The sequence below is a fragment of the Paenibacillus gorillae genome, from assembly GCF_000513275.1.
GTDB lineage: Bacteria > Bacillota > Bacilli > Paenibacillales > Paenibacillaceae > Pristimantibacillus > Pristimantibacillus gorillae.
In genome coordinates this window covers 1-23699 of the sequence record NZ_CBVJ010000080.1, presented here as the reverse complement: position 1 = coordinate 23699, position 23699 = coordinate 1, and the positions used below count along the sequence as shown (strand labels likewise).

General features: G+C 47.3%; 22 protein-coding genes, 16 tRNA genes and 1 pseudogene. 33 read left to right on the top strand and 6 right to left on the bottom strand.

The features are described from left to right. Window positions 1-25 precede the first annotated feature (25 nt). From TY10_RS14045 to TY10_RS13970, 16 genes are all read left to right on the top strand, one after another. Window positions 26-101, top strand: a tRNA-Asn gene (locus TY10_RS14045). A gap of 3 nt (window positions 102-104) precedes the next feature. Next, window positions 105-195: transfer RNA gene (locus TY10_RS14040), tRNA-Ser, on the top strand. Between the two features lie 48 nt (window positions 196-243). Then, a tRNA-Glu gene (locus tag TY10_RS14035) sits at window positions 244-318 on the top strand. Between the two features lie 84 nt (window positions 319-402). Continuing rightward, window positions 403-478: transfer RNA gene (locus tag TY10_RS14030), tRNA-Val, on the top strand. A 20-nt stretch (window positions 479-498) separates the two neighbouring features. Then, window positions 499-575 (top strand) — tRNA-Met (locus tag TY10_RS14025). A 32-nt stretch (window positions 576-607) separates the two neighbouring features. Further along, window positions 608-684: transfer RNA gene (locus tag TY10_RS14020), tRNA-Asp, on the top strand. A 15-nt stretch (window positions 685-699) separates the two neighbouring features. Beyond that, window positions 700-775, top strand: a tRNA-Phe gene (locus TY10_RS14015). An 18-nt stretch (window positions 776-793) separates the two neighbouring features. After that, a tRNA-Thr gene (locus TY10_RS14010) sits at window positions 794-869 on the top strand. Between the two features lie 6 nt (window positions 870-875). Then, window positions 876-960, top strand: a tRNA-Tyr gene (locus tag TY10_RS14005). Between the two features lie 6 nt (window positions 961-966). Next, a tRNA-Trp gene (locus TY10_RS14000) sits at window positions 967-1040 on the top strand. Window positions 1041-1056: 16 nt separating this feature from the next. Next, window positions 1057-1132, top strand: a tRNA-His gene (locus TY10_RS13995). A 15-nt stretch (window positions 1133-1147) separates the two neighbouring features. Next, window positions 1148-1222: transfer RNA gene (locus tag TY10_RS13990), tRNA-Gln, on the top strand. A 7-nt stretch (window positions 1223-1229) separates the two neighbouring features. Then, window positions 1230-1304 (top strand) — tRNA-Gly (locus TY10_RS13985). 7 nt (window positions 1305-1311) lie between these two features. After that, window positions 1312-1385 (top strand) — tRNA-Cys (locus TY10_RS13980). Between the two features lie 18 nt (window positions 1386-1403). Continuing rightward, window positions 1404-1480, top strand: a tRNA-Arg gene (locus TY10_RS13975). Window positions 1481-1492: 12 nt separating this feature from the next. Continuing rightward, window positions 1493-1574, top strand: a tRNA-Leu gene (locus TY10_RS13970). A gap of 259 nt (window positions 1575-1833) precedes the next feature. Here TY10_RS13970 and TY10_RS13965 read toward each other — a convergent pair. From TY10_RS13965 to TY10_RS13955, 3 genes are all read right to left on the bottom strand, one after another. Then, window positions 1834-3222, bottom strand: a complete 1389-nt coding sequence (locus tag TY10_RS13965; protein WP_042164539.1) for an MFS transporter — start codon at window positions 3220-3222, stop codon at window positions 1834-1836. 167 nt (window positions 3223-3389) lie between these two features. Next, window positions 3390-3911 (bottom strand): DinB family protein, encoded by a 522-nt coding sequence (locus TY10_RS13960; protein ID WP_042164537.1) that lies wholly within the window; start codon window positions 3909-3911, stop codon window positions 3390-3392. Between the two features lie 27 nt (window positions 3912-3938). Further along, window positions 3939-4364, bottom strand: coding sequence for a MarR family winged helix-turn-helix transcriptional regulator (locus tag TY10_RS13955; RefSeq protein WP_042164535.1), 426 nt, complete (start codon window positions 4362-4364; stop codon window positions 3939-3941). 186 nt (window positions 4365-4550) lie between these two features. On the opposite strand from TY10_RS13955, the gene TY10_RS13950 reads away from it, so the two are divergent. The 9 genes from TY10_RS13950 (at window position 4551) to TY10_RS13910 (ending at window position 15751) form a co-directional block, all read left to right on the top strand. Continuing rightward, window positions 4551-5027, top strand: coding sequence for an RrF2 family transcriptional regulator (locus TY10_RS13950; protein WP_042164547.1), 477 nt, complete (start codon window positions 4551-4553; stop codon window positions 5025-5027). A gap of 77 nt (window positions 5028-5104) precedes the next feature. After that, window positions 5105-5998: a class I SAM-dependent methyltransferase gene (locus TY10_RS13945; protein ID WP_042164533.1), complete on the top strand. Its 894-nt coding sequence runs from the start codon at window positions 5105-5107 to the stop codon at window positions 5996-5998. A gap of 330 nt (window positions 5999-6328) precedes the next feature. Beyond that, window positions 6329-7138, top strand: a complete 810-nt coding sequence (locus TY10_RS13940; protein ID WP_042164532.1) for a tyrosine-protein phosphatase — start codon at window positions 6329-6331, stop codon at window positions 7136-7138. Window positions 7139-7155: 17 nt separating this feature from the next. Beyond that, on the top strand, window positions 7156-8856 hold the full coding sequence (locus TY10_RS13935) for a glycoside hydrolase family 3 protein (RefSeq protein WP_042164546.1): 1701 nt from the start codon (window positions 7156-7158) through the stop codon (window positions 8854-8856). 61 nt (window positions 8857-8917) lie between these two features. Next, a complete protein-coding gene (locus tag TY10_RS13930; RefSeq protein WP_042164530.1) occupies window positions 8918-9559 on the top strand; it encodes a TetR/AcrR family transcriptional regulator in 642 nt (213 codons plus the stop codon). 273 nt (window positions 9560-9832) lie between these two features. Then, window positions 9833-10765, top strand: a complete 933-nt coding sequence (locus TY10_RS13925) for an ABC transporter permease (protein ID WP_042164528.1) — start codon at window positions 9833-9835, stop codon at window positions 10763-10765. 17 nt (window positions 10766-10782) lie between these two features. Beyond that, entirely contained in the window at window positions 10783-11670 is an 888-nt protein-coding gene (locus tag TY10_RS13920; protein ID WP_042164525.1) for a carbohydrate ABC transporter permease, read from the top strand. Between the two features lie 62 nt (window positions 11671-11732). Further along, entirely contained in the window at window positions 11733-13253 is a 1521-nt protein-coding gene (locus tag TY10_RS13915) for an ABC transporter substrate-binding protein (RefSeq protein WP_238327623.1), read from the top strand. A gap of 26 nt (window positions 13254-13279) precedes the next feature. Continuing rightward, window positions 13280-15751, top strand: coding sequence for a glycoside hydrolase family 2 TIM barrel-domain containing protein (locus TY10_RS13910; protein ID WP_238327622.1), 2472 nt, complete (start codon window positions 13280-13282; stop codon window positions 15749-15751). An 85-nt stretch (window positions 15752-15836) separates the two neighbouring features. On the opposite strand, the gene TY10_RS13905 is transcribed toward TY10_RS13910, so the two are convergent. Next, on the bottom strand, window positions 15837-17033 hold the full coding sequence (locus TY10_RS13905; protein ID WP_042164522.1) for an MFS transporter: 1197 nt from the start codon (window positions 17031-17033) through the stop codon (window positions 15837-15839). Between the two features lie 438 nt (window positions 17034-17471). On the opposite strand from TY10_RS13905, the gene TY10_RS13900 reads away from it, so the two are divergent. From TY10_RS13900 to TY10_RS13875, 6 genes are all read left to right on the top strand, one after another. Further along, window positions 17472-17762, top strand: a complete 291-nt coding sequence (locus TY10_RS13900; protein ID WP_042164519.1) for a LiaF transmembrane domain-containing protein — start codon at window positions 17472-17474, stop codon at window positions 17760-17762. Window positions 17763-17793: 31 nt separating this feature from the next. Continuing rightward, the gene (locus TY10_RS13895) at window positions 17794-18477 is read left to right on the top strand and encodes a PspA/IM30 family protein (protein ID WP_042164517.1); all 684 of its coding nucleotides are present in this window, start codon (window positions 17794-17796) and stop codon (window positions 18475-18477) included. Continuing rightward, complete coding sequence (locus tag TY10_RS13890; RefSeq protein WP_202903188.1) at window positions 18465-18989, top strand: PspC domain-containing protein; 525 nt, start codon at window positions 18465-18467, stop codon at window positions 18987-18989. The genes TY10_RS13895 and TY10_RS13890 overlap by 13 nt, the downstream gene beginning before the upstream one ends. A 2-nt stretch (window positions 18990-18991) precedes the next feature. Then, a complete protein-coding gene (locus TY10_RS13885; protein ID WP_042164513.1) occupies window positions 18992-19708 on the top strand; it encodes a PspA/IM30 family protein in 717 nt (238 codons plus the stop codon). A 102-nt stretch (window positions 19709-19810) separates the two neighbouring features. Then, window positions 19811-20800, top strand: coding sequence for a sensor histidine kinase (locus tag TY10_RS13880; protein WP_042164510.1), 990 nt, complete (start codon window positions 19811-19813; stop codon window positions 20798-20800). A gap of 69 nt (window positions 20801-20869) precedes the next feature. Further along, window positions 20870-21529: a response regulator gene (locus TY10_RS13875; RefSeq protein WP_042164508.1), complete on the top strand. Its 660-nt coding sequence runs from the start codon at window positions 20870-20872 to the stop codon at window positions 21527-21529. 63 nt (window positions 21530-21592) lie between these two features. On the opposite strand, the gene TY10_RS13870 is transcribed toward TY10_RS13875, so the two are convergent. Both TY10_RS13870 and TY10_RS13865 read right to left on the bottom strand, forming a co-directional pair. Continuing rightward, a complete protein-coding gene (locus TY10_RS13870; protein WP_042164506.1) occupies window positions 21593-21841 on the bottom strand; it encodes a hypothetical protein in 249 nt (82 codons plus the stop codon). 127 nt (window positions 21842-21968) lie between these two features. After that, entirely contained in the window at window positions 21969-22328 is a 360-nt protein-coding gene (locus TY10_RS13865) for a hypothetical protein (RefSeq protein WP_042164503.1), read from the bottom strand. A gap of 58 nt (window positions 22329-22386) precedes the next feature. Between TY10_RS13865 and TY10_RS13860 the strand changes: the two genes are divergently transcribed. Both TY10_RS13860 and TY10_RS13855 read left to right on the top strand, forming a co-directional pair. Continuing rightward, on the top strand, window positions 22387-23247 hold the full coding sequence (locus TY10_RS13860) for a YwmB family TATA-box binding protein (RefSeq protein ID WP_042164501.1): 861 nt from the start codon (window positions 22387-22389) through the stop codon (window positions 23245-23247). Between the two features lie 122 nt (window positions 23248-23369). Next, window positions 23370-23699 (top strand): annotated as a pseudogene (locus TY10_RS13855) (glucose-6-phosphate dehydrogenase); the annotation flags it as partial.

The following is a 23699-nucleotide window of genomic DNA, read 5'->3' as shown; positions in this document are numbered from 1 at the left end:
CAAGGCGCAAAGCTTTGAATCATATTCCCTGATAGCTCAGTTGGTAGAGCACTCGACTGTTAATCGAGTTGTCACAGGTTCGAGTCCTGTTCGGGGAGCCATATAGAGAGGTGTCCGAGTGGTCGAAGGAGCACGATTGGAAATCGTGTAGGCTCTAACCGGGTCTCGAGGGTTCGAATCCCTTCCTCTCTGCCATAATTATCTTTTGCTTACGAAGTAAGATTTTACTTCGCAAAACTTTTAGGCCCGTTGGTCAAGGGGTTAAGACACCTCCCTTTCACGGAGGTAACAGGGGTTCGAATCCCCTACGGGTCACCATTTACAATTTCTAAACTTTAACCTAAAAAAGTATTGCAAAGTTGACCTGAATATGGTATATTATAAAGGTCGCTCAAGCGATATGGAGGCTTAGCTCAGCTGGGAGAGCATCTGCCTTACAAGCAGAGGGTCGGGGGTTCGATCCCCTCAGCCTCCACCATAAATACTTTTTTTGAACGACGCGGGGTGGAGCAGCCCGGTAGCTCGTCGGGCTCATAACCCGAAGGCCGCAGGTTCAAATCCTGCCCCCGCAACCAAAACTTTACCAATGTGTGTCCGACAATGATGTGGAGCTGTGGTGTAGAGGCCTAACATGCCTGCCTGTCACGCAGGAGACCGCGGGTTCGAATCCCGTCAGCTCCGCCATTAACACAAACATCTGGCTCGGTAGCTCAGTCGGTAGAGCAGAGGACTGAAAATCCTCGTGTCGGCGGTTCGATTCCGTCCCGAGCCACCATTTTTAACAAATGAATATGCCGGTGTAGCTCAGTTGGTAGAGCAACTGACTTGTAATCAGTAGGTCGTGGGTTCGACTCCTATCGCCGGCACCATGTTGTGGAGGGCTAGTGAAGTGGCTAAACACGGCAGACTGTAAATCTGCTCTCTTCGAGTTCGGTGGTTCGAATCCATCGCCCTCCACCACAACCTAGGGGCATAGTTTAAAGGTAGAACAAAGGTCTCCAAAACCTTTGGTGTGGGTTCAATTCCTGCTGCCCCTGCCAATTGAATATGAACATGGCGGTCGTGGCGAAGTGGTTAACGCATCGGTTTGTGGATCCGACATTCGGGGGTTCAATTCCCCTCGTCCGCCCCATATTTTAATTGACATTGGGGATTAGCCAAGCGGTAAGGCAACGGACTTTGACTCCGTCATTCTCAGGTTCGATCCCTGAATCCCCAGCCATTGTTTTGCGGAAGTGGCTCAGCGGTAGAGCATCGCCTTGCCAAGGCGAGGGTCGCGGGTTCGATTCCCGTCTTCCGCTCCATTTATATGGCGCCATAGCCAAGTGGTAAGGCAGAGCTCTGCAAAAGCTCTACCCCCAGTTCGAGTCTGGGTGGCGCCTCCACAATTTAATAAGTATTTTGCGGCCTTAGCTCAGCTGGATAGAGCGTTTGACTACGAATCAAAAGGTCAGGAGTTCGAATCTCTTAGGCCGCGCCATCTTTACAAAATGCCGGTGTGGCGGAATGGCAGACGCGCGCGACTCAAAATCGTGAGGGAAACCGTGGGGGTTCGAGTCCCTTCACCGGCACCAGATTAATCAACTAGAAGTTCATTGGATATGTATCCGATGAGCTTTTTTTGTTTTTAATAAGCTTATTATTTATTACTTAAAAACTTGATTCATGGCGATACAAAATTGGACGCTGAACGGACCTACAGCAGACAGTATGAAAATCGACGATGTACTCACTGCCTTTGATTTGCAATAAACTCTATGTAAAATGAAGAAAAACCGTTGGACATAAGTTCAACGGTTTTTCTGTTGAGTAATCAGATTAGATTTAGTCCATTCACGCTTGAGGTGCAGAATTCCCTTTCTTAATACGTAAGGACATTATCAAGCTCACGATAACGAAGAGCAACTGAAGGGATATAGCGAGCACAATGCCGGTTAACAAGCCCCAATTCATGGTTTGGCTAATTGCGATGAAAGCCCCGCCGATCCCGATGCTTAACCCCGGACTGAAGGCGTCTGTAAATTGGAGGCTGGCGGATATGTTTCCTTCTTCTCCTTTATTCGCTTGCTGTAAGGCAATAGCTCCTGTGGTTGGATGAGCCAGGCCAATGCCAAAGCCGGTGAAGATTTGCGAGATAACTGCGTAAACAATTCCGCCTTCAGGGAGACTGACAGCCAGCATAACTGCAATAACACCAATGACCATCAATCCAATTCCGGCTGTAACCCGTTTATTCCGGCCTGTGCCATGATCCTTGGCATCAAGCTTGGATTGGAGCCAAGCCGCGGCAGACCAGCTTAATGCGCCGGCAGCTACGATTAAACCTGCTAGGTCAGCAGGCAATTTTTTGACATCTGTCAATGCAAGGACGACATAGCTTTCGGTTGCATTATAGCAAGCGACAAACAAACCTCTTGAGATTATCGTTGCGGGCAACCCTCTCCGTGCCGTAAAAGTGCCGGCTGGCAGCAGCTTCCGCAATGGCAGAATCATAATAAGCAATCCCGCCACTGTTAGCGCCATTCCTTTCCAGCTCGTTATAGAGCTAAGTCCAGCCAGCAATAATCCTGTTCCAACGGCCAGTAATATGGCATAACCTTCTTTACGGCTGTTCTTTGATTCCGATACTTCCTCGGTTTTGAAATTGCGGAAAGCGGGTAACGTAAGGATTACGGCCAAGCCAATGAAAGGCAGTACAAACCAGAATACAAATCTCCAGGAGATATATTCGGCTAACAGTCCAGCGATATATGGACCAACTAATGCAGGCAAAATATACGCGCTTGAAAACATGGCAAGTATCTTCGTTCTCAATCGGTCGGGATAACCTGCCGTAATGCTGAAGTATACACAGGTGATGATGGCACCTGCGCCAAAACCTTGCAGCAGTCTTCCGGCAATTAACATTATCATATTGACGGAAAGAGCGGCAACAACGATCCCGATGACGAAAAAGAGAATCGAAGTGACAAATGATGCAAACACGCCTCTTTTGTTGATCCGTTGTCCGGTAACCATTGTTCCGACGATTTGCGCTAGCAGGAAGGCGCTAAATATCCAGCCGTATAGATGAATGCCCTGCAATTTTTGCGCGAGACTCGGAGCAATTGTAGTAATCGCTAATCCTTCAAAGGCAACTGTAGTGACGGCAAGAATAATTCCTATCGTTAAGGCTCTATAGGGTGCATCAAATATGCCAATTTCTTTTTCAGTTGAATCCATGTTACTTTTCTCCTTTTCGTTGCTACATCATTAATTGTCGTAGCAAGTATATACCTAATGGCTAGACATGCCATTCCGAAATTATAGAATAACATGTCTTGATTATAATAGACATGACAACTATATATCGCATGGATTCATTCCACTATGAATCCAATGCTGATGGTTTATTTTAGAATACCTAAATATTCGCTCCACGGACCTACATCGCTACCGTATCTTTTTGCCATTACCCGAACGATCTGAGCGATGTGCGTTAAATCATGAACGGCCCATGTAGCGATTAATTCCTTGACCTTGACGACACCAAATGCGGGATGCGAGCCGGTTTGTTCCAAATGGATTTCAGGATTAAGCTGTTCTTTAAGTGCCGTTAGATTTTGTTCTCGCAGCGTTTTGAATTCGAGCAAGTCATCTTCAATTGTTGTTTCAGATTTTTGACTCAAGTGAGAGTACCGGTCGAATGAAGGGAAGGGCTTGCTTTCACCTTCCTGCAGAATAAACGTTAGCCGAGGCATCCAGTTATTTTTCTCACCTTCAATCAGGTGCTCAATGACTTCACGGACATTCCAGGTTCCTGTACCTTCGTTGCAGTGCAGCCACCCATCAGATATACCTGATAAAAAGAATTCCAATGTTCGTGGCGTGCGCTCGAGAACTTCTATCGCTTCCTCTAATTTGAAGTGCATACGACTGCTCCTCTCACCGATTTCCGATTATAGGTCTTTCACGTTATTGAACATGACAGAGAGCACTCTTCTAAACGTCTCTACTTCCTCTTCCGACAAACCTTTAACGGTTTTCTCATAGGCCTCCATGGATGGAGCAAGAATTTCGTCTTTAATATCGCTGCCTTTGGGTGTTAAATAAACGCGTAAAGACCTTCGATCCGTTTCATGAACGACCCGGTAAATAAAGCCCTTTTTCTCCAATTTGAACAACATTCTCGCAACGTTAGTCTGATCCTTATACAGTCTCTCGGCAAGCTCCTTTTGGGTAATCCCTTCTTTCTCCCACAGGACGACCAGGATCTCCCACTGCTCCACTGTAATATCAAATGGATTGACTACCTTTTGATAATAGTTGTTTAGCTTTAGCGCTGCTCGTTGAACATTGACGCCAATATATTTTTCTAATTCCAAGGGATTCCTCCTTAATAGTAGACATGATTATAGTTGTCGTGACCATTATATTCATTTTTGATTTTACTGTCAACGCTGCTGAGTGGCTGGCATACTATTGGCAGTCCTAAGGACATTGCATTTTACGGTCAAATCATTTATTATGGACAATATAGGTCTGTAATTAATAGGAGGGAGGAGAGAAATATACAATTCTCCAAAAGTACAGATTACGCTCTGCATGCCTTACTTCATTTGGGCAATTCGGAACGTCATAATAACGTAGGGATCAAAGAGCTAGCTGTGTCGCTTGGCGTCTCAGAAAGCTATTTGTCCAAAATCATGTCCAAGCTGAGGCAGGATGGAATTGTACGTGCGGTGCCCGGGGTGAATGGCGGTTATGAGCTGGCTAAGCCGGCGGAGCAGATCACTTTCCTCGATGTGATTCAAGTCATTGAAGGCAGGCAGCAGATGTTCGAATGCTCGAATACGAATTCTAAGCAGCATCAGCTGTTAACGGAGCAGGGTGAGCAGGAACGCAAAGGCGGAAGCGAATGTCTGGTTGAGAAGGTTATGTATGGCGCGGAACAGCAGCTTCACCAGTATCTGCAGGCGCACACGATTCAGACGGTTATTGATGAAGCTCTAAAACGGAAATGCACTCATGATAAGAATAAGAAGTAAGCAATATGCTTCTTCTTGTTTAATTATAGATATTATAGATCTGATTAAATTATAATAGAACGAGGAGTGGAATAGATATGAATGATTTTTATAATGAAGCGGTCTGGGAAAAAGCATGGAAAGAGGAGAGCGACACTGTGGTGAAAAAGATGCAGCGGGCAGGAATCGATCCTTCCCGTTCCTTTGACCCAAAGGCGAAGATATTCAACGAGCAGTCGTTTAATGAAGAGGGCAAAAAACGGAGCAAACGGATTATTAACTGGCTTGAAGGTCAAGGAGTTCGTTTTGAAAATGCCGCTGTACTGGATATTGGCGCCGCATCGGGCGTATTTACAGTACCTTTTGCAGAGCGGGGAGCCCGGGTTACCGCCTTAGAGTCTTCTCCTCCGCTTGTTGAGCTGCTGAAAGAAAACACGGCCAAATTCGCTGATGGTCAAGTGAGCATCGTACATGAACCGTTTGAGCATATTGATGTTGAAAGCAAAGGCTGGAGAGAGGCCTTTGATCTGGTGTTCGTATCGATGTGCCCCGTCATACATGATTGGGAGAGCGTGGAGAAGGTGCTTTTTAGCGCCAAGGAGTATTGTTATATCAGTATGCCGGTGACTCACAACGAGCATAGTTTATTGGAAGAGATTTGGCCGCTCGTCACGACGGGTCAGCCATTCAAAAAGAAGCCGCTTGAAATGGGCTATTTACTCCATTTGCTCTATCTGAAGGGCTATTCGTACGAGTCTCTTGTAACACGGGAGATGCAAACGAAAGAAGTTACGCTTGAAGCGGCGCTGCAAGAAGTGATGACTTTGCTTGGTCATTACGGGCTGCCTGCGGATGAACGCACTGTTCAGATGGTATCCAGCTATTTGGAGCAAACGTATCCGTCAGGGCAGGTAGCTGTTCAGACTGGCGGCCGTTTCGGCAAAGTACTGATCCGATTGCAGGATCAGAGCATGTACAGCAAAGAGGATTGAGGTACAGAAGCGGGGATATCAAGTGCTTTTCCATATAGCTCCCTAAGTGTTTAGAATGATAGACCGTTAAGCGGTCTGTCATTCTTTTTTTTTCTGAAATAAGACGTGAACGATTCGTAGTACAGCTCTTAAGGAACAATTCATCTAGGCCTTAAATGATCTGAATCCTTTTCTAATTGATAATTTCTTTACTTGCAGTTAATCATTGCTTAACAATTCTTATCTATACTCAAATGAGTTTACTAGGAGTAAATAGAGATTTATTGATAGTAAATCCGTTGTTTTTGGCAGGAGCCCATGTTGGGTTATACATCATAGAGGGGTGAGAGCATGCAGCAATTAATTTCTTTTCAAGGGGCTCGTAATTTCCGTGATTTGGGAGGCTGTCGAACGGCAGATGGCCGAAAAGTGAAACAAGGGCTTTTCTTTCGTTCGGATGAATTGTCCGGATTGACTGAGCAAGATAAGGAACACTTCAAAAGCTTGAATATTAAAACGATCTTTGACTACAGAAGCGATTATGAGGTGCTAAAAAAACCGGACCCTATTTTTCCAGGGGTGAACCAATTGCATGTGCAAGCTATTGGTTCAGGCGGCCTGTCTTTATTAAATATGCCGGAGGAACACGGAGCCAAAGAGGATCACCAGGATCATTTTATCATCGCTTTACTCAAACAAGGTTTTTTTAAACAATACCGGACGGATACGATGATGATGGATTTATATGAGAAGCTGCCCATCGACAATCCAGCCTACAGGCGCCTAATGGAAATGGTTCAGCATACGGACAATTTAGCTCTACTGCAGCATTGTACGGCGGGCAAGGATCGAACAGGAGTTGGCTCTGCCCTTATTCTGATGGCATTAGGCGTTTCAGAGGCTGTCATTATGGAAGATTATTTGCTTACCAATGAAATTATGAAAGAGACGCATAACGATATTATGCATCAGCTTGCTGGACATGCCAGTGATGCAGAACTGCACAATATTGAACAGATGCTCGGCATCAAAGAGGAGTATTTGGAGGCTGTATTCAGATCTATTAAGGACAAGTTTAGAGATTATGAAACCTATTTAGCTGTGGAATTTGCCTTAACAGTGAAGAGCAGAGAAGCCTTGCAAAACATGTGCTTGGAATGAGCAAAAAGGAGGATAACGTGGTAAACTTGAAGGCAAAGCCGTTTAATTTGCGGCATGAAGATATAGAATGGGTGCATACTGCTTTAGCAGCTATGGATGTTAAAGAAAAGATCGGACAGCTATTTTGTCTGATCGGATGGACGGATGAACGTGATCAGCTGAGAGCATTAATTGAATCCGTCCAGCCAGGCGGAATGATGTTTCGGATGGGGGCAGGAGAGCAGGTTCAGGCCTCTCATCGATTCGTACAGGAAATTACGAAAGTTCCTCTGCTGCTGGCCGCTAATCTCGAGGCTGGCGGGAATGAAATTGTTGCGGATGGCACCTATTTCGGTAATCCCCTGCAGGTCGCGGCAACAGATAATGAAGATATGGCTTATAAGCTAGGGCTCGTTGCAGGCAGAGAGGGCAGGGCTATCGGTTGCAATTGGGCGTTTGCACCGGTTGTTGACATTGACTTCAATTTCCGTAATCCGATTACGAATGTCCGGACATTTGGATCGAATCCGGACCGCGTAGCCAGGATGGCGAAGGCATTCACGGCCGGAATGCAGGAAAGCGGGCTGGCAGTGTCTATTAAGCACTTTCCAGGGGATGGCATAGATGAGCGGGACCAGCATTTATTGACGACATCGAATGATTTGTCCGCAGATGAGTGGGATTCGACTTATGGGAAGGTGTTTCGGGAACTGATCGAGTCGGGTGCCGATACCGTGATGGCTAGCCATATTATGCTGCCCTCTTATTCAAGGAAGCTTATCCCCGGGCTGCCGGATGAGAACATAATGCCTGCAACCTTGGCTCCTGAATTGATTAACGAGCTGCTGCGAGGCCAATTAGGTTTTAATGGACTGGTCGTAACGGACGCTACGCTGATGGCTGGTTTCATGATGGCTGAAAAAAGGGAAATTGCCGTACCGAAAGCGATCGCCTCCGGCTGCGATATGTTTTTATTCAACAAGGACATTCAGGAAGACTTCTCCTTCATGTTGAAAGGGATCGAAAACGGAATACTGACGATAGAGAGGCTGGATGAAGCGGTTACCCGAATATTAGCGCTAAAGGCATCTCTTGGCCTGCACAAGCAGCAGAGCGCAGGAACGTTAGTCCCGCAACCGGATGAGCTTTCACAGCTGCTGCATTGTGAGGAGCATCGTCAGTGGGCAGAGGCATGTGCGGATCAATCCATAACGCTAGTCAAGGATAATCAACAGATATTGCCTATTGCAGCCGATACCCATAAACGGATCCTGCTTCATTTTATTGGCAAAGACAAGGGATACGGGAACCACTCGCTTTCCGATATTGTGTCTTCCCGGCTGCAAGAAGAAGGCTTCATCGTCACAAAGTTTGATTCCAAACAAATTGACTTTAAAGTTTTGTTCGAAGGCGTCGGAAAGCTCCGTGAACAATATGACCTTGTACTCTATATAGCCAATTTCGAAACGGTAAGCAATCAGACGACAGTACGGATTCAATGGGAGCCGCTTATTGCAGCTAATGTCCCTTGGTTTGTGAGAGAACTGCCGACGGTGTTTGTTTCTTTGGCTAACCCTTATCATTTGCTCGATATTCCGCGGATACCCGTATATATTAATGCTTATTCGGGAAATGAAGCGACCCTATTGGCCGTCGTTGACAAATTGCTGGGACGATCTGAATTTAAAGGCATAAGTCCTATCGATCCGTTCTGTAATCGATGGGATGCAAAGCTGTAACACTCGGAGTATTTCAATAAGCTGTAATCGAATAATTTTAGCAGGAGAAAGGAGGTATGAAATGGAGACGAAGTGGAAGGAGCAGCTGGAGCAGCATAGAAACCAGCGGCGCGAGGATATTAAAGAGGTCGCGAAGCGGCTGTTTATTGAACGAGGGCTAACCTCGGTTACGCTTAAGGACGTTGTGGAGGCTTGCGGGATAAGCAAGGTAACGCTCTATAAATATTTCCGTTCCCTTGAAGAAATTATTTTTGAAGTGGAAATTGATATTTTGAGTGCGTGGGTAATACGAATGGAACAGACGACCCTTCAGGGAAAGAACGGCTACGAGAAGCTTCAATTTTTGTTAGAGGAAACTGTTCGCGGCTCGCTGGACAATGCGGACACGATCAAATTTATTGCGATGTTCGATATGCTGTATCAAGAAAATTATCCGACTCCTGAGCTGGAGAGCAGGTATCGGACGTTTTTGCGCAGCGTGCCGCACCCGTTTCTGATGCTTCTGCAGGAAGGTGTTGAAGACGGCTCCATTCGTAAAGATATCGATGTCAAAGTATTGGGCTACACGCTTAGCAATGTGGTCAATGCTACCGAGCAGCGTATGACCTTGAGAGGGAAGCTGCTGCATCTGGATCAGACGATTGATCCGGCTATCGTGTTGGATCAGATGGTCCATATGATCTTGGCTTATGTTAAAGCATAAGTGTGTCATCATTAGGATGACGATACAATCAAAAAGAAGATGCTCATCTCTGAGGGAGAGGGGCATCTTCTTTTTATTTTCCAGCTTATCTGCAGCTTTACTGTCACAATTCAGCAATCCGGAAATTAATAATTTCTTTACCCCATGTTGACGATGCAATGACAATTCAATCCTATACTAAAGGTGTTTACTAGTGGTAAACACTTATAAACTTATGGTAAATAGTTGGTGTTTAGGCAAAACAACTTTAAGGGTTTGGAGAGGGTACGCGGCATGACACAGTCAACTACAAGGAAGAGAAACAAGACATTCAGGAAGTCTGGTGTGCTGCTTCTAATGATGTTGCCAGGAATCATTTATCTTGTTATCAATAATTATTTGCCGATGTTTGGAGTCATTATTGCGTTTAAAGATTTCAACTATACGAAGGGTATATTCGGGAGCGATTGGATCGGACTGAAAAACTTTGAATATCTGTTCAAGACCACAGATGCTTTCATCATTACGAGAAACACTATCCTGTACAATGTTGTGTTCATTGTGCTCAATCTGTTCATCGCGGTAGGGCTCGCCATTTTGCTTAATGAGGTGAAGAAGCGGTTCTTATCACGTTTTTATCAAAGCGTTATTTTGCTGCCTTACCTCATTTCCATGGTCATTATCGGCTACCTGGTCTTTGCAGTATTTAGTATGGATAGCGGACTGCTTAACAAAACGATCCTGCCAATGCTTGGCCTATCAGAAATCTCTTGGTATAGCGAAGCGAAATACTGGCCTTACATCCTGACAATCGTACACATCTGGAAGAGCGCCGGTTATCTGTGCGTGATCTACCTTGCAGCAATCATAGGCATCGATCAAGAGTATTACGAGGCTGCAACGATAGATGGAGCAGGAAAATGGAAGCAGATCAAGAGCATTACTTTTCCGCTGCTGATGCCTGTCATTACAGTAATGACTTTGCTGCAAATCGGACGTATCTTTTACTCGGATTTCGGCTTGTTCTACCAAGTGCCGTTGAATACCGGGGCGCTGCAATCGACGACTAATGTCATTGACACTTATGTATACCGTGCCTTGATGACGCTTGGTGATGTTGGCATGTCTTCGGCAGCCGGGCTGTATCAGTCCTTCGTTGGATTCCTGCTCGTCTTTATCTCTAACTATGTCGTTAAGAAAATAAACCGTGATAACGCATTGTTCTAAAGGAAGGGGCGAATGAATTGAAAACGAAAAATTTGCTGTGGCAATGGGGCATTAATCTCATCTTAGCTGTGATCGCCTGCTCGTGCATCCTGCCCTTTGTCCTGCTGTTCACAGCATCCATCACCGATGAGCAATCACTATTCCACCATGGCTATTCATTGTTCCCGGAGAAGATCAGCTTCTCAGCCTATGCTTACTTGATGCAGGACGCCGGGAGAATCCTGCATGCTTATGGCATCACCCTCATAATCACGGCAGCAGGAACGATCTGCAGCCTGATCATAACCGCGTTATTGTCTTATCCATTATCAAGAAAAGAGCTGCCTTGGCGTAATTTCTGGTCCTTTTTCGTTTTCTTCACCATGCTGTTCAACGGAGGACTAGTCCCATCCTATTTGGTCTATACACAAGTGTTCGATCTGAAAAATACAATTTGGGCGCTTATTATTCCAGGGCTGCTGATGAACGCTTTCTACGTCATGCTGATGCGAACCTTTTTTGTCACATCGATTCCTGAACCCGTTGTTGAGTCAGCCAAAATAGACGGAGCGGGAGAGTTCGGAACATTTATGAAGATCGTACTGCCGCTTTCCCTCCCTATTCTTGCGACGGTAGCCCTATTCCAGACCATTCATTATTGGAATGACTGGTTTAACGGCATGATCTATGTCACGGACAGCAAGCTGTTCAGTCTGCAAAACCTTTTGAACCGGATTTTGCTCGATATTCAATATTTGGCAAGCAGCAATTTTGGAAATATTCAAGGCGATGCGGCGGCAAGCGCTCCGATGGAAACCGTACGAATGGCCATGGCAGTAATCGGGATTATACCGATTCTAGTGGCTTATCCGTTTTTTCAAAAATACTTTGTCAAGGGACTCACTGTTGGCGCAGTAAAAGGTTAGCTGCATTCAGTCTTAGACTGGTTGAGCATAAATAAATTAGACAATCATGGGAGGCTTTAAGGATGAGAGGGAACAAACCAGGAAGAAAAATGGTACTAGCCATGCTGACGACAGTAATTGCTTTATCGATGGTGCTGGCGGGCTGCGGTTCGAAAAAGGATACGGAGGAAGCGGGCAATTCATCAGATGGCAATGGCCTGGCTCCTTATGAATTGACGGTAGCATTCTTCGGTAATGATCAGAAGGATATGCTGGAAGTGCAAGATGAAATGAACAAAATTACGAAAGCGAAAATAAATGCAACGGTCAAGCTGATGCCTATTGCAATGAGCGCTTGGCAGCAGCAAACTAATCTGATGCTTACCGGCAACGAAAAGATCGACTTGATGTTTACTTCTTCTTTATTCAATTATAGTTTGCTGGCGGCGCAAGGACAGTTGAATCCGCTGGATGAGCTGCTCGATAAGTATGGAGAAGGAATTAAGGAAGCGTTGGACCCGGCTCAGCTTGCCGCTTCTCAAATTAATGGCCAGACTTATGCCGTTACACCTGTAAGAGACCTTGCTTCCGATTATGGGATACTGATGCGCAAAGACTTATTGGATCAATACAATATCGATTCCAGTAACATTGATAGCCTTGATGATTTGAATGCCGTGTTCCAAGCAATCAAAGAGAATGAACCGAATATAGTGCCGCTTGTTGCGAAAAATCCCGGAACGGCTCCTTTCAATGCCGGTTATATAACCTATGACTCACTGGGCGGGGGAGTTGGCGTACTCCCGAATTACGATAACAATCTGAAGGTTGTCGATTTCTACGAAACCAAGGAGTACGCAGATCAGCTGAGTATTCTTCGCCGTTGGTTTGAAAAGGGCTTTATGCTTAAGGATGGAGGTACCAGCAAGCAGGATGGCCGCGAGATGGTCAAGGCTGGAAAAGCGTTCGCCTACTTCTCGAATCTAAAGCCAGGCTCGGAAATTGAAGCGTCCAGAAAAAGCGGCAAAGAGATGATCGCTGTCCGTTTGACAGATGCTTACACGACAACAGATTCGATCACAGGCATGATGTGGTCCATTCCGAAAAACTCGCAGGATCCGTCAAGAGCGATGATGTTACTGAACCTGCTCTATTCCGATAAGCAATTGTACAACTTGATGACTTGGGGAATTGAAGGTAAGCATTATGTGAAAAAATCGGATAATGTCATCGACTATCCTTCAGGTGTTGATATTCAGAATCTGGGTTATAACTTCGGTACGCCGTATATGTTCGGCAACCAGTTTCTGTCCTACACATGGACAGTAGAAGATCCGGATATTTGGAGCAAGATGGATGAGTTCAACAAGACTGCAAAGAAATCGAAAGCGCTTGGCTTTAGCTTCAACATTGAGAAAGTAAAAACGGAGCTGGCTGCTGTGAATAATGTGCTGACAGAATATCGTGTTGGCCTGGAGTCGGGAGCACTGGACCCCAACACGAATTTGCCGAAGTTTATTGAAAAATTGAAGGCTGCAGGCAGTGACACTATTGTTAGCGAGAAGCAAAAACAACTCGATGAATGGGCGAAATCGCAAAAGTAACATATGGGGTATAAAGGAGCTTTTGCATGAGCATGAGATCTAGAGAAAACTTTGATGCACACTGGATGTTTCACTTTGGAGAGGTTGGCAAAATTGCCAAAACGGTTAAAAAAGCAGGGATGATAGCCGGACTCACGAACGCCCTGGAGGATGAAAAGCATGAGCCCTATGCGATAGGCGAGTCAGCCCGTATGACGCAAAACCTCATACGCGAATTGACTGGAGATCCAAACTTTGAAATTTCTCAAATCTATGGATCGGGCACTCCCCGGGACAAGCAGACAGGCTGGGTAAGTGTCGATCTGCCGCATGATTGGAGATTGGATCAGCCCTACAAGGAAGAGCAGGGAGCTGCGTTTCAGGGGTATCTTCCTAACGGAGCGGGTTACTATCGGAAGGTATTTCAAATTCCGCAGGAGGATGAAGGCAAGAAAATCATCATCGAATTTGACGGTGTTATGCGCGCCAGTTCGGTTTGGGTGAACGGGTGCTTCGTCGGCGATCATTTGAGCGGGTATACGAGCTTTCACTATGATATTACAGACCTCCTGAAGTATGGGGAAGATGAAGGGGATAACGTCATCCTTGTACGAACGGATACGACGGGCGGGGAGGAAGGCTGGTGGTATGAGGGCGGCGGCATATACCGCCATGTGTGGTTAACTAAACATGATTTTTTGCATGTGGAGCGATGGGGTACTTTTATCAAAACTGAGCGTTTAGAGGGCGGTCAGGCTATAATTACGGCGGAAACGACAGTGAGCAATGCTTATTCACACCAGATGGACTACAGCATCCGGACGAGTATTCTGGATAACGATGGACAACTTGCAGCCACTGAAGAAAGGGAAAGCCGTACGAATGGAATCGATAAATCAATGATTGCCCAATCGCTTCAAGTTGCTGATCCGCAGCTGTGGTCGCCGGACACACCGTACTTATACACGGCTGTAACGGAAATTATTCAAGGAGACAATATTGTCGATACTTACCGGACCGTATTCGGCATCCGTACAGTAGAATACCGCCAAGACGGGTTGTATCTGAATGGAGAGTATCTGCTTCTGAAGGGAACCTGTAATCATCAGGATTTTGCTGGTGTGGGAATCGCACTGCCAGACCGTGTGCATGAATACAAAATTAAGCGGCTTCTGGATATGGGCTGCAATGCCTACCGCTGCGCCCATCATCCCCCGGCACCGGAATTGCTTGAAGCATGCGACAGGCTTGGAATGCTTGTGATGAATGAGAACCGGATCATGGAAAGTACAGATATCAAGCTCGAGGAATTGAAATCGATGATGTACCGCGACCGCAATCATCCGAGTATCTTTATGTGGAGTCTTGGCAACGAGGAGAAAATCAGCGGCAGCTATCAGGCCAAGAGGATGCTGAAGCGTATGCGGGAGCTGGCTGCAAAAATCGATCCTACTCGTCCGCTTACTGTGGCATGCCTCAGTCAGGACGGAATAGAAATGGATGTGAACGGCGCTAATTACGGCGAGTCGGTCACAGGTGACCATTCAATCGGAAATTGGATGAAAGAGCATCCGGAAGCTAAAGTGCTGAATACTGAAAATGTTTCCTTTTTCTCCGCAAGAGGAGTGTATAAGGATGACCGGGAAGGAGGCCACTGCTCCAGCTACGGTTCGAAATATACGATGTTTGGCAAAGAGCTGGACGTTGGCAACTTGGGCGGAGCAGGAGGCACGTCTACTCCTGAGCAAAGCTGGCGCTATTTTATCAATAACCGATTTACAGGCGGCTTGTTCGTATGGACGGGGTTTGACTATCGCGGGGAGACGACGCCATTCCAATGGCCGTCTGTCACGTCACAGTTCGGGATTCTTGACTACTGCGGGTTTGCCAAGGACTCTTATTATTTCTATCAATCCATATGGAGGGATGAACCGATCGTTCATCTCATGCCGCACTGGAATTGGCCTGATCAATTGGGCAAGCTGGTAGAGGTACGCGTATATACGAACTGCAGCGAGGTCGAGCTGTTCCTGAACGGGCGGAGCTTAGGCGCAAAGACAGCAGATCCGGAAGTTGGCGAGCATACATTATCCTGGCATGTGGTTTATGAGCCGGGTACCCTCGAAGCGGTTGGGAGCCGGGACGGCAGCATTGCAGCAGGAGACAGGAAGGAAACAACAACGGACGCATACGCGATCCGCTTAGAGGCTGACCGAATGAAGCTGCTTGCCGACGGTCAAGACGTTTCCGTAATAACCGTCTCAGTTACAGATGAATTGGGACGGGGAGTGACGGTTGCCTCTAACCAAATTGAATTTCGTGTTTCGGGCCAAGGCAAGCTGCTGGGACTGGGGAATGGCGATCCGGGATGCCATGAGCCGGATAAAGGAAATACGAGAAGTGTATTTAATGGATACGCGATGGCTTTGATACAGTCCATGCATCAAGCAGGGGACATACGAATCGAAGCCATTGCTGAAGGGCTGGTACCGGGTGTATTAACGCTCCAGTCGGAGTAAGAGGATTTCATTATAAACAATAGAAAGCTCTTAAGATCATCTAGCGGTGATCTTAAGAGCTTTTTTGGGGTGTTAGCAGCCTCTACTAAGCAGCATCATATTTCCGGTCGGAAATAAAACAAACAATAGCCAGCAGCAGCGCTAAGCCTACCAGAATCGCGCCAACCCAAGGGAGGGACACTAAGGATAGGTGAGTAATGACAAATCCTCCGATGAAAGCGCCTGTCGCATTGCCCAAATTGCCGGCTGAATGACTCATCGTGGAAGCTAGTGCGGGAGCAGACTTGGCAAGGTTCATAATGCGTACCTGCATTCCCGGGAATACAGCAAAGGATGCAGCGCCCCAAAGAAAGATCGTCAATACGGCGGTAATTTGGTTATGAATTGTAAAAGTTAACACGCCGAGTATGATGCATGTTGCAAAATAAATACCAAGAATCGTAGGCATGAGCTTCCAGTCGGCCAGCTTGCCGCCTATGATATTACCAAGTGTGACACCGCATCCGAATAGAACAAGAATCCAGGTCACATGATGATCGGCAAAGCCTGTCACTTCAACGAGCAGCGGGGCGATGTAGGTGAAAATCGCGAACAGGCCTGCATTGCCCAGAACGGATATCATTAGAAATACAAGCAGTCTTGGATTCGCGACCTCTTTTAGTTGTTGCATGATGCCTGTCGCCTTTTCCTGTTTCAATTTCGGAATAAATATAATGATGCCGATTAGTGTCAAAACGCCCATGACAGCAATCGAGGCAAATGAAGCCCGCCAGCCCATATGCTGGCCGATAAAGGTTCCGAGCGGAACACCTATTATATTGGCAATGGTAAGGCCAGCCATCATCATGGAGACAGCGCCGGCCCTTCGGTCCGGATGGACAAGTCTTGATGCGATAACGGCACCAACTCCAAAGAATGTTCCATGCGTCAGTGCGGTAATTAACCGGGCAGCCATTAGAATGGAATAGTTCGGGGCGAATACAGCAGCAACGTTACCGAAAATAAACAGACCCATCAAAAAAATCAGCAGTTTCTTTTGCGAAATGTTGCGAGTCAGCATGGTTAGTATAGGAGCTCCGACCGCAACTCCGAGCGCATACATGGTTATAAGCTGCCCAGCTGCAGAAATGCTAACCCCCAAATCATCCGCCACATTCGGAAGAATGCCCATAATGACAAATTCCGTCATGCCGATTGCAAATGCTCCCACCGTTAGGGAAAACAAGGAGATCGGAAATTTTTTGGAAGCTTCTTGCGCAACACCAGGTTGAGATAAAATCATGACATTCTGTTCACCTTTCATTAATACCGATTATAATGTTAGCTTAGCCGGAAGCGGCTAAATCATAAGAAGATTTGTTTATCTTAAACCGCATTGATCAAAGAAACAATACACCGAGTGTAAAATTAAATAAGCAAAGTTCCCCTGTTTGATCTTACAGTCTAGAGTAACCTCTATGTCAATAGAAGAAGAGGGGGTTTATTTATTGTGAACGGGATGTTTGTCATGGGGAGAATGCCCGGTTTATTATGATAGAATAGAAGGAGAAATACCGCTAATCCGCAGGGCTGGCAGGCTGCCCCGACTAAGGTCTAGTGCAGATACCGCCGTAAGTCCGTTTTAGAAAGCCTAAAAAAGATCTAGAATAAGAACATAAGCAAGAGAGCAGCAGCAACCAAAAGAATAGAGCAAAGAAACGGAAAGGTGGTGGAGTTAACAATGGATGGTAAAAAAGTGCTTGGCATCTTGTTAGCCGTCGTAGGCGGTATCGTCGTACTTAATTTTATCGGGGTTCACATCGGTTCCATAATCGGCTTTTTGTTCCCGTTTATTCTGATTGGTCTTGGGGTGGTCGGTTACCGTAACGACAAGAAATGGCTCGGCGGCATACTAGTTGCGCTTGGTGCGATTTGGCTGTTTGGCAAATACTTGGGGGCGATCCTCGTAATCGCGGCAATCGTGCTTATCATATATGGCGTTTCCCAATACCGGAATAGACGCAGCTACTAAAATGAATGAAATTTGGCGAGGAGGTCATTGAATGAGCATTATGCGGCGAGTTCGCGACATTACGGTCGCTACCTTAAATGAGCGGCTGGAGAAAGCAGAGGATCCGGTTCGGTTGATTGATCAGTTTCTCTGGTCCACAAGAGAAGACATTATTCAAGCGGAGCGGCTGTATCAACAGTACGCCGGACATAGCAATCACCTGAAGGCGCAATGGCTTCAAGCGGAGCAGCAGAAAGAAAAACGCGAGCAGCAAGCGCTGACGGCGCTGAAGGCTGGCGAAGAGCAGCTGGCGAGAATTGCACTGCATGAGAAAGCAAGCAGCGAGGAGCGTTCGGCCCAATACCGCGATCTGTATGAGCAAAGCAGACAAAACACGGTTGAGCTGGAAGACCAGCTTCGTGAAATGCGCAGCGAGTATCAGACGGTATATGACAAGCGCGAATATTACGCAGCAAGGATGGAATCGCTCAGGCTGCAGCAGAGGCTGAATTCCAGATACTCTGGAGTCGGTGATCAAGGCGCCAATCCTGGCACGATGTTCCGCCGCTTGGAAGACCGGATCAGCGATATGGAGCTGGAAGCTAAGAGCTTTCAGGATCTGCGCAGAATGGGCCGGGAATTTGCTTCGGAAGCGGGACAGACGGTACAATCCGTCATCGAACGTGAATTGGAGCAATTGAAGCGCAAACTCGATAAGGAAGGATGGTCCTCTTGAAAAAACTGTACCGTTCGGCACGCGATAAAAAGTTATTCGGACTATGCGGCGGCCTAGCGGATGTTCTTAATGTAGACGCAACACTGCTGAGGATTCTGCTTATCGTTGCAGCGATCTTCACGAGCGGCATGGTCATCCCCGTCTATATTATCGCAGGTCTTGTCGTACCGAAGGAGCCGCCATATGATAACGGATTTGGTCCTGGACCAGGTTACGGAGGATACGGCAATGGCTATGGAAGCAACTACAACAACCAGTACGGAAACCATAACAACGGCAACTTTGGAAATAACTTCGGTACACATACAGGAGGCCCTTACAAAAACCCTCCGCAGCCGCCGAAACCGCCTTGGGGCAATAATGCAGCTGCTACGCAGTCCTCTGAACCAACGCCGCAGCAATCTTCGGCTCAGTTTGACCGGATGATGGATGATTTGGAGAAAAAAGCACTTCGTAAAGAAGTAGATGAACTTCGCGCTAAACTGGCGCAAATTGAGAAGGGAGAGAAATAAACATGGGAATTTTTAAAAGAATGAAGGATATGACTAAGGCTTCGGTGAATGAGGCGCTCGATAAAATTGAAGATCCGGTAGTTATGCTGAATCAATACTTGCGGGATATGGAAGCTGAGATTCATCAGGCAGAGGTGACAGTCGCGAAGCAAATGGCGAACGAGCGCCGTATGAAACAGCGTTTGGAAGAAGCTGTACGCAGTACGTCCGACCGCGAGTCGAAAGCGGAAGCGGCACTCCGCGCAGGACAAGAAGATCTGGCACGCAAGCTGCTGGAAGAAAAACTGTACTTCGAGCAAAAGACTGGCGAGTACACAGAACTTCATGCACAAACAAAAGCGCAAGCTGATGATCTGATGCAGCAGCTGCATGGCATGAAAGAGGAATTCTACCAGCTTCGCAACAAACGCAATGAGCTGGCATCCCGCGCTCAAGTGGCAAAAGCGCAAAAGCAAATGGCGCAATTGAGCTCTAACCATACGATTGACAGCGGCTCGGCTTCGAGAGGCTTCCACCGGATGGAAGAGAAAATTATGCAAATGGAAGCGGAAGCGGATGTGCTCCGTACACCGTACGCCTATGGCGGAAGCGGCGCGGCAGTTAATTCCTTCAACGTAGCTGACGTTGAAAAACGGATGAAGGTGGATGAGCAGCTCGAAGCGTTGAAGAGCAAGCTCAATAAATCTTCGGCTCCGGTTGAAGAGAGTCCAGCTGAGTAAGAATGAAATCGAAAGCAGATCATGAAGCACAGAGCGGATCGGGCGCGCCCGGTCTGCTCTTGCCTGCTTTTATCATGATTGGGATTGAGGGAGTGAGCAGAAATGGCGGATTCGAAGCCGTCCGAGCAGCAGAGCAAGGCGGCCCGTCGTAAACATATAACCGAGACGGTGCTATGGCTGATTATTATTATTAGCCTTGTCGTTATCGTGCTGCAAAGCATCGGTTATATTCAACTTTTCACCTTGCAGGGTAAATGGGCGGTAATGGGCCTTACCGTTATTGGAGCTTCTATGGCTGCAGCTGCACTGGTCGGCTATTTGCAGAACTCCAAATTAAAGGCTGCGATCCAGCGCTTGACGGAGCAGCAGCGCAAACGCAACATTCGCGTGACGATCGACACTCCGGATGACGCCTCTAACGAAAGCCAGTCTGATGAAGAGCAAAGCGATGCGATCTGGACAGAGAAGGTGAAGTTCTCTGCTGTTCTAGAGGAACGGCAGCGACTTGCCCGGGAGCTGCATGATGCGGTTAGCCAGCAGCTGTTCGCGATATCGATGACAGCAACGGCTGTTAGCCGGACGATTGAGCGGGATTGGGAGCGGGCCAAGAGACAGGTTCAGCTTATCGAGGAGATGGCTTCGGTGGCGCAATCTGAAATGCGCGCGCTGCTGCTGCATCTAAGGCCTGTTCATCTGGATGGTAAAAATCTGGGAATGGCGCTGACCGCTCTGGTGGACGAGTTGAAGCAGAAGGTTCCAATGGAAATTATATTGGAGGTAGACGATACGATTTCCCTTCAAACGGATGCAGAGGATCACTTATTCCGTATTGCTCAAGAAGCGCTGTCTAACACATTGCGGCATTCGAAGGCAGAGCGGATGGAAATCAAGCTGCTGCGCGATGGTCCTTACGTACGATTGCTTTTGATTGATGATGGAGTCGGATTTGATCTGGAAGTGAAAAAACAGACCTCTTACGGGCTGCTTACGATGGAAGAACGGGTAAACGAGCTGGGCGGGCTGTTACATATGCTCTCGAAGCCTGGCGAGGGCGCCATGATCGATATTCGGGTTCCGTTGGAAGCCGTATAAAAAATGAGTTAATATAGAAGAAGCAGATTAAGAAACGTTATAAGAAAGCGGTGGGAGCAGGTGGAGCCGATGGAACAGCTGAATCAACGGATTAAAGTGTTGCTGGTCGACGACCATGAGATGGTTCGAATCGGACTTGCGGCGGTATTGGATACGGAGGAAGGGATCGAGGTCGTCGGCGAGGCAAGCAATGGCTATGATGGAATCAGGCTGGCGCAGGCTTATAAACCGGATGTCGTTCTAATGGACCTCGTAATGGACGGCATGGATGGCGTGGAGACGACTCAGAAGCTGTTGGAACTGTATCCGGAGTGCAAAGTCATTGTGTTGACGAGTTATTTGGACGACAGCAAGCTGTACCCTGTCATTGAAGCGGGTGCTTTCAGCTATTTGCTGAAAACTTCGCGGGCGACGGAAATCGCTGATGCGATTCGTGCGGCTTCGCGGGGCCAGTCGGTATTGGAATCCCAAGTGGCGGCTAAGATGATGAGCCGGCTCCGTCAGCCGAAACAGCCGTCCCAAACACCGTTGCACGAGGAACTGACCGAGCGGGAGATGGATGTTCTTAAGCGTGTGGCGCAAGGCATGTCCAATCAGGAAATCGCCGATGAGCTGTATATTGGCATCAAGACTGTGAAATTTCATATTACGAATATATTCAATAAGCTTGGCGTCGACGATCGGACGCAAGCGGCGATTTATGCCCATAAACAGGGCATAGCGGAATAATTCATCCATGCAGTAACACCGGATATCCGGTGTTATTTTTGTTCCAGATTTGGTAGAATGAGTTTAAACATACTGATCGATCCATCTGCCTCTGCCGTTTCCGCCACCAAGTCTGCTCAGATGCAGGGAACGGTCATAGCTCGCATAGTCAGGTTCTCTCTCCTGAATGGAGTGGCGGGGTTTTTGCACCCATACAGAAGGCAGCTGAGGTTCATCTTCGCGGAACGAATAAGCAGCGCTGCGCTCGACTGCCTTCACAGGCAAAACGCGTTCAGCATATCGCGGAGTACGGTAGATCGGACGAATGGACATGGTAACTGCCTCCTTTATACATTCGGTTTTCTTGCCAGCGGGGCAGCCAGCTTTTTTTCAGCATAAACGGAATCAATCGCAAAGTCTGACGAATGCCGCTGTCGACTTTGCGGCGATATTGGCGATTCTATAAAAGCAGGAACAGGAAAGCCACTAAAGCAAGATCAAGTGCGATTTTCCCGCCAAACGGGAATAACGGATTGTAGGCATAGGGGTCATACGGATAGGCTTGTGCTTGCACCGTTTCCATTTTGGCAGCGGCCGCTTTTGAGCTCTTCCCTTTTCCTTTCTTCTGCTTGCCGGGCTTAGTCTGGTTCACTTCTGCTGCGGTTTCCACTTCGCCTTCTTGTCCGTTAAGCGTCAGTCTGCCGTTCCCGCAATGGCTCAGTACTCCAACATGACGCATTCCATCCCGCATAATAACGCATACCGGCAATCCGCAAAAATTAGCGATAACCTCTTCTCGAAGCGGATAAATTTGTTCCATAATGGCATCCCCCACTGATCGATTTGCAACCAGTGTATTCACCTACAGGCTCATGCGTATGGATAAATACCCAATTAAAGACGTGATCAAACAGATTGAGCGAATGATTGGCGAAATGATGTGTCGGGAGGCGGACCCTATCTCAACATCTTACTATTCGATTCGAACAATTAAGAACCGGAAACGGCAGCAAATGCACGCCCGTTTGGCTGTACTAGCAGCTATCGTTGTACTTGTCGCCTGCGGCTGGTGGGCATTCATGCAGAAAGGCAGTGATACAGCGAAGCAAAGTGCTTTTCAGCATGATATCCAATCGCTATGGTCCTGGACGGACAAGCTGTTTAAGGATGGTGCAGGTGCCGCGGAATGGAGCTTGCGCTGGGATGTAGAAGGGGACGGAGCAACGGTTGGAGAACTCGTACAGGCGATGACTTCAGTTATAATCTCAGAGGGAGCGGACGAGGCTACCGTTATGTTGGAGGCATACGGCGGAGAATTGTCCATTCATAGCCTTCCCGCCGGCAGACAAAAAAGGGCCATTCTGCAGTTCCGCACTAGCGGGAAGGCTAGCAAGCAAAGCTTGCTTGATCTCGTCTATAAAGTAGAGGCTGTGCTGAAATCGGCGGGTACGAAATACACAGAAGGTATAACCGTACGGGGGAAGACGGAATATAATGATGCAATACATCGTCTGGAGAAGGCGGGGCAGGCGAGGGAGGTTGAGCACTACGCTGATGGCGGCACCGTGAGCAATTCTTACTATACCGACCGGCTGCAGAAATCAGTGCAGAGCGGAGGCAAGGAGGGCAGGCTAATCAGCTTCCAAGCAGCTGTTCACCGTGAAGCTGGCTCCAAGCAGCATGATTTGATTGTCGGTCTTCCGTTAATTACAGGGGATTATGCAAATAGTGCCCCATAATCAGCAGAAATAACAGAACTCATCAGTTATTTTTATGCGGAAGATGAATAGCAGTTTAAGGATTATTATGCTAAACTACATAACATGTGAAACTACAAAATGAATAGGAAAGAATGAGGAAAATGAACCATACTACGAACCTGGAATCAACCCTCGGGCAGGGCGCCGTATACTATTTGTTTGGGGCAACAGGAGATTTGGCAAAACGTAAATTGTTCCCCGCCTTGTTCAGCTTATATAAGGAAGGCAAGCTGTCCGAAAACTTTGCTGTAGTCGGCCTTGCCCGCCGCACCCGCACGAACGAGCAATTCCGCTCAGACGTGTACGAATCTATCGTCGAATTCTGTCGTTACAAAGCTGATGATACCGAGCTATGGAACCGGTTCGCCGAGCATTTCGAGTATATGCCGCTCGATATCAATAACGTGGATGCGTTCCGTGATCTTGGAAAG

Coding starts and splice junctions, on each gene's coding strand:
- TY10_RS13965 (WP_042164539.1), bottom strand. CDS start 3,222: ATGGATTCAACTGAAAAAGAAATTGGCATATTTGATGCACCCTATAGA.
- TY10_RS13960 (WP_042164537.1), bottom strand. CDS start 3,911: ATGCACTTCAAATTAGAGGAAGCGATAGAAGTTCTCGAGCGCACGCCA.
- TY10_RS13945 (WP_042164533.1), top strand. CDS start 5,105: ATGAATGATTTTTATAATGAAGCGGTCTGGGAAAAAGCATGGAAAGAG.
- TY10_RS13940 (WP_042164532.1), top strand. CDS start 6,329: ATGCAGCAATTAATTTCTTTTCAAGGGGCTCGTAATTTCCGTGATTTG.
- TY10_RS13930 (WP_042164530.1), top strand. CDS start 8,918: ATGGAGACGAAGTGGAAGGAGCAGCTGGAGCAGCATAGAAACCAGCGG.
- TY10_RS13925 (WP_042164528.1), top strand. CDS start 9,833: ATGACACAGTCAACTACAAGGAAGAGAAACAAGACATTCAGGAAGTCT.
- TY10_RS13915 (WP_238327623.1), top strand. CDS start 11,733: ATGAGAGGGAACAAACCAGGAAGAAAAATGGTACTAGCCATGCTGACG.
- TY10_RS13910 (WP_238327622.1), top strand. CDS start 13,280: ATGAGCATGAGATCTAGAGAAAACTTTGATGCACACTGGATGTTTCAC.
- TY10_RS13905 (WP_042164522.1), bottom strand. CDS start 17,033: ATGATTTTATCTCAACCTGGTGTTGCGCAAGAAGCTTCCAAAAAATTT.
- TY10_RS13900 (WP_042164519.1), top strand. CDS start 17,472: ATGGATGGTAAAAAAGTGCTTGGCATCTTGTTAGCCGTCGTAGGCGGT.
- TY10_RS13895 (WP_042164517.1), top strand. CDS start 17,794: ATGAGCATTATGCGGCGAGTTCGCGACATTACGGTCGCTACCTTAAAT.
- TY10_RS13890 (WP_202903188.1), top strand. CDS start 18,465: ATGGTCCTCTTGAAAAAACTGTACCGTTCGGCACGCGATAAAAAGTTA.
- TY10_RS13885 (WP_042164513.1), top strand. CDS start 18,992: ATGGGAATTTTTAAAAGAATGAAGGATATGACTAAGGCTTCGGTGAAT.
- TY10_RS13880 (WP_042164510.1), top strand. CDS start 19,811: ATGGCGGATTCGAAGCCGTCCGAGCAGCAGAGCAAGGCGGCCCGTCGT.
- TY10_RS13875 (WP_042164508.1), top strand. CDS start 20,870: ATGGAACAGCTGAATCAACGGATTAAAGTGTTGCTGGTCGACGACCAT.
- TY10_RS13870 (WP_042164506.1), bottom strand. CDS start 21,841: ATGTCCATTCGTCCGATCTACCGTACTCCGCGATATGCTGAACGCGTT.
- TY10_RS13865 (WP_042164503.1), bottom strand. CDS start 22,328: ATGGAACAAATTTATCCGCTTCGAGAAGAGGTTATCGCTAATTTTTGC.
- TY10_RS13860 (WP_042164501.1), top strand. CDS start 22,387: ATGGATAAATACCCAATTAAAGACGTGATCAAACAGATTGAGCGAATG.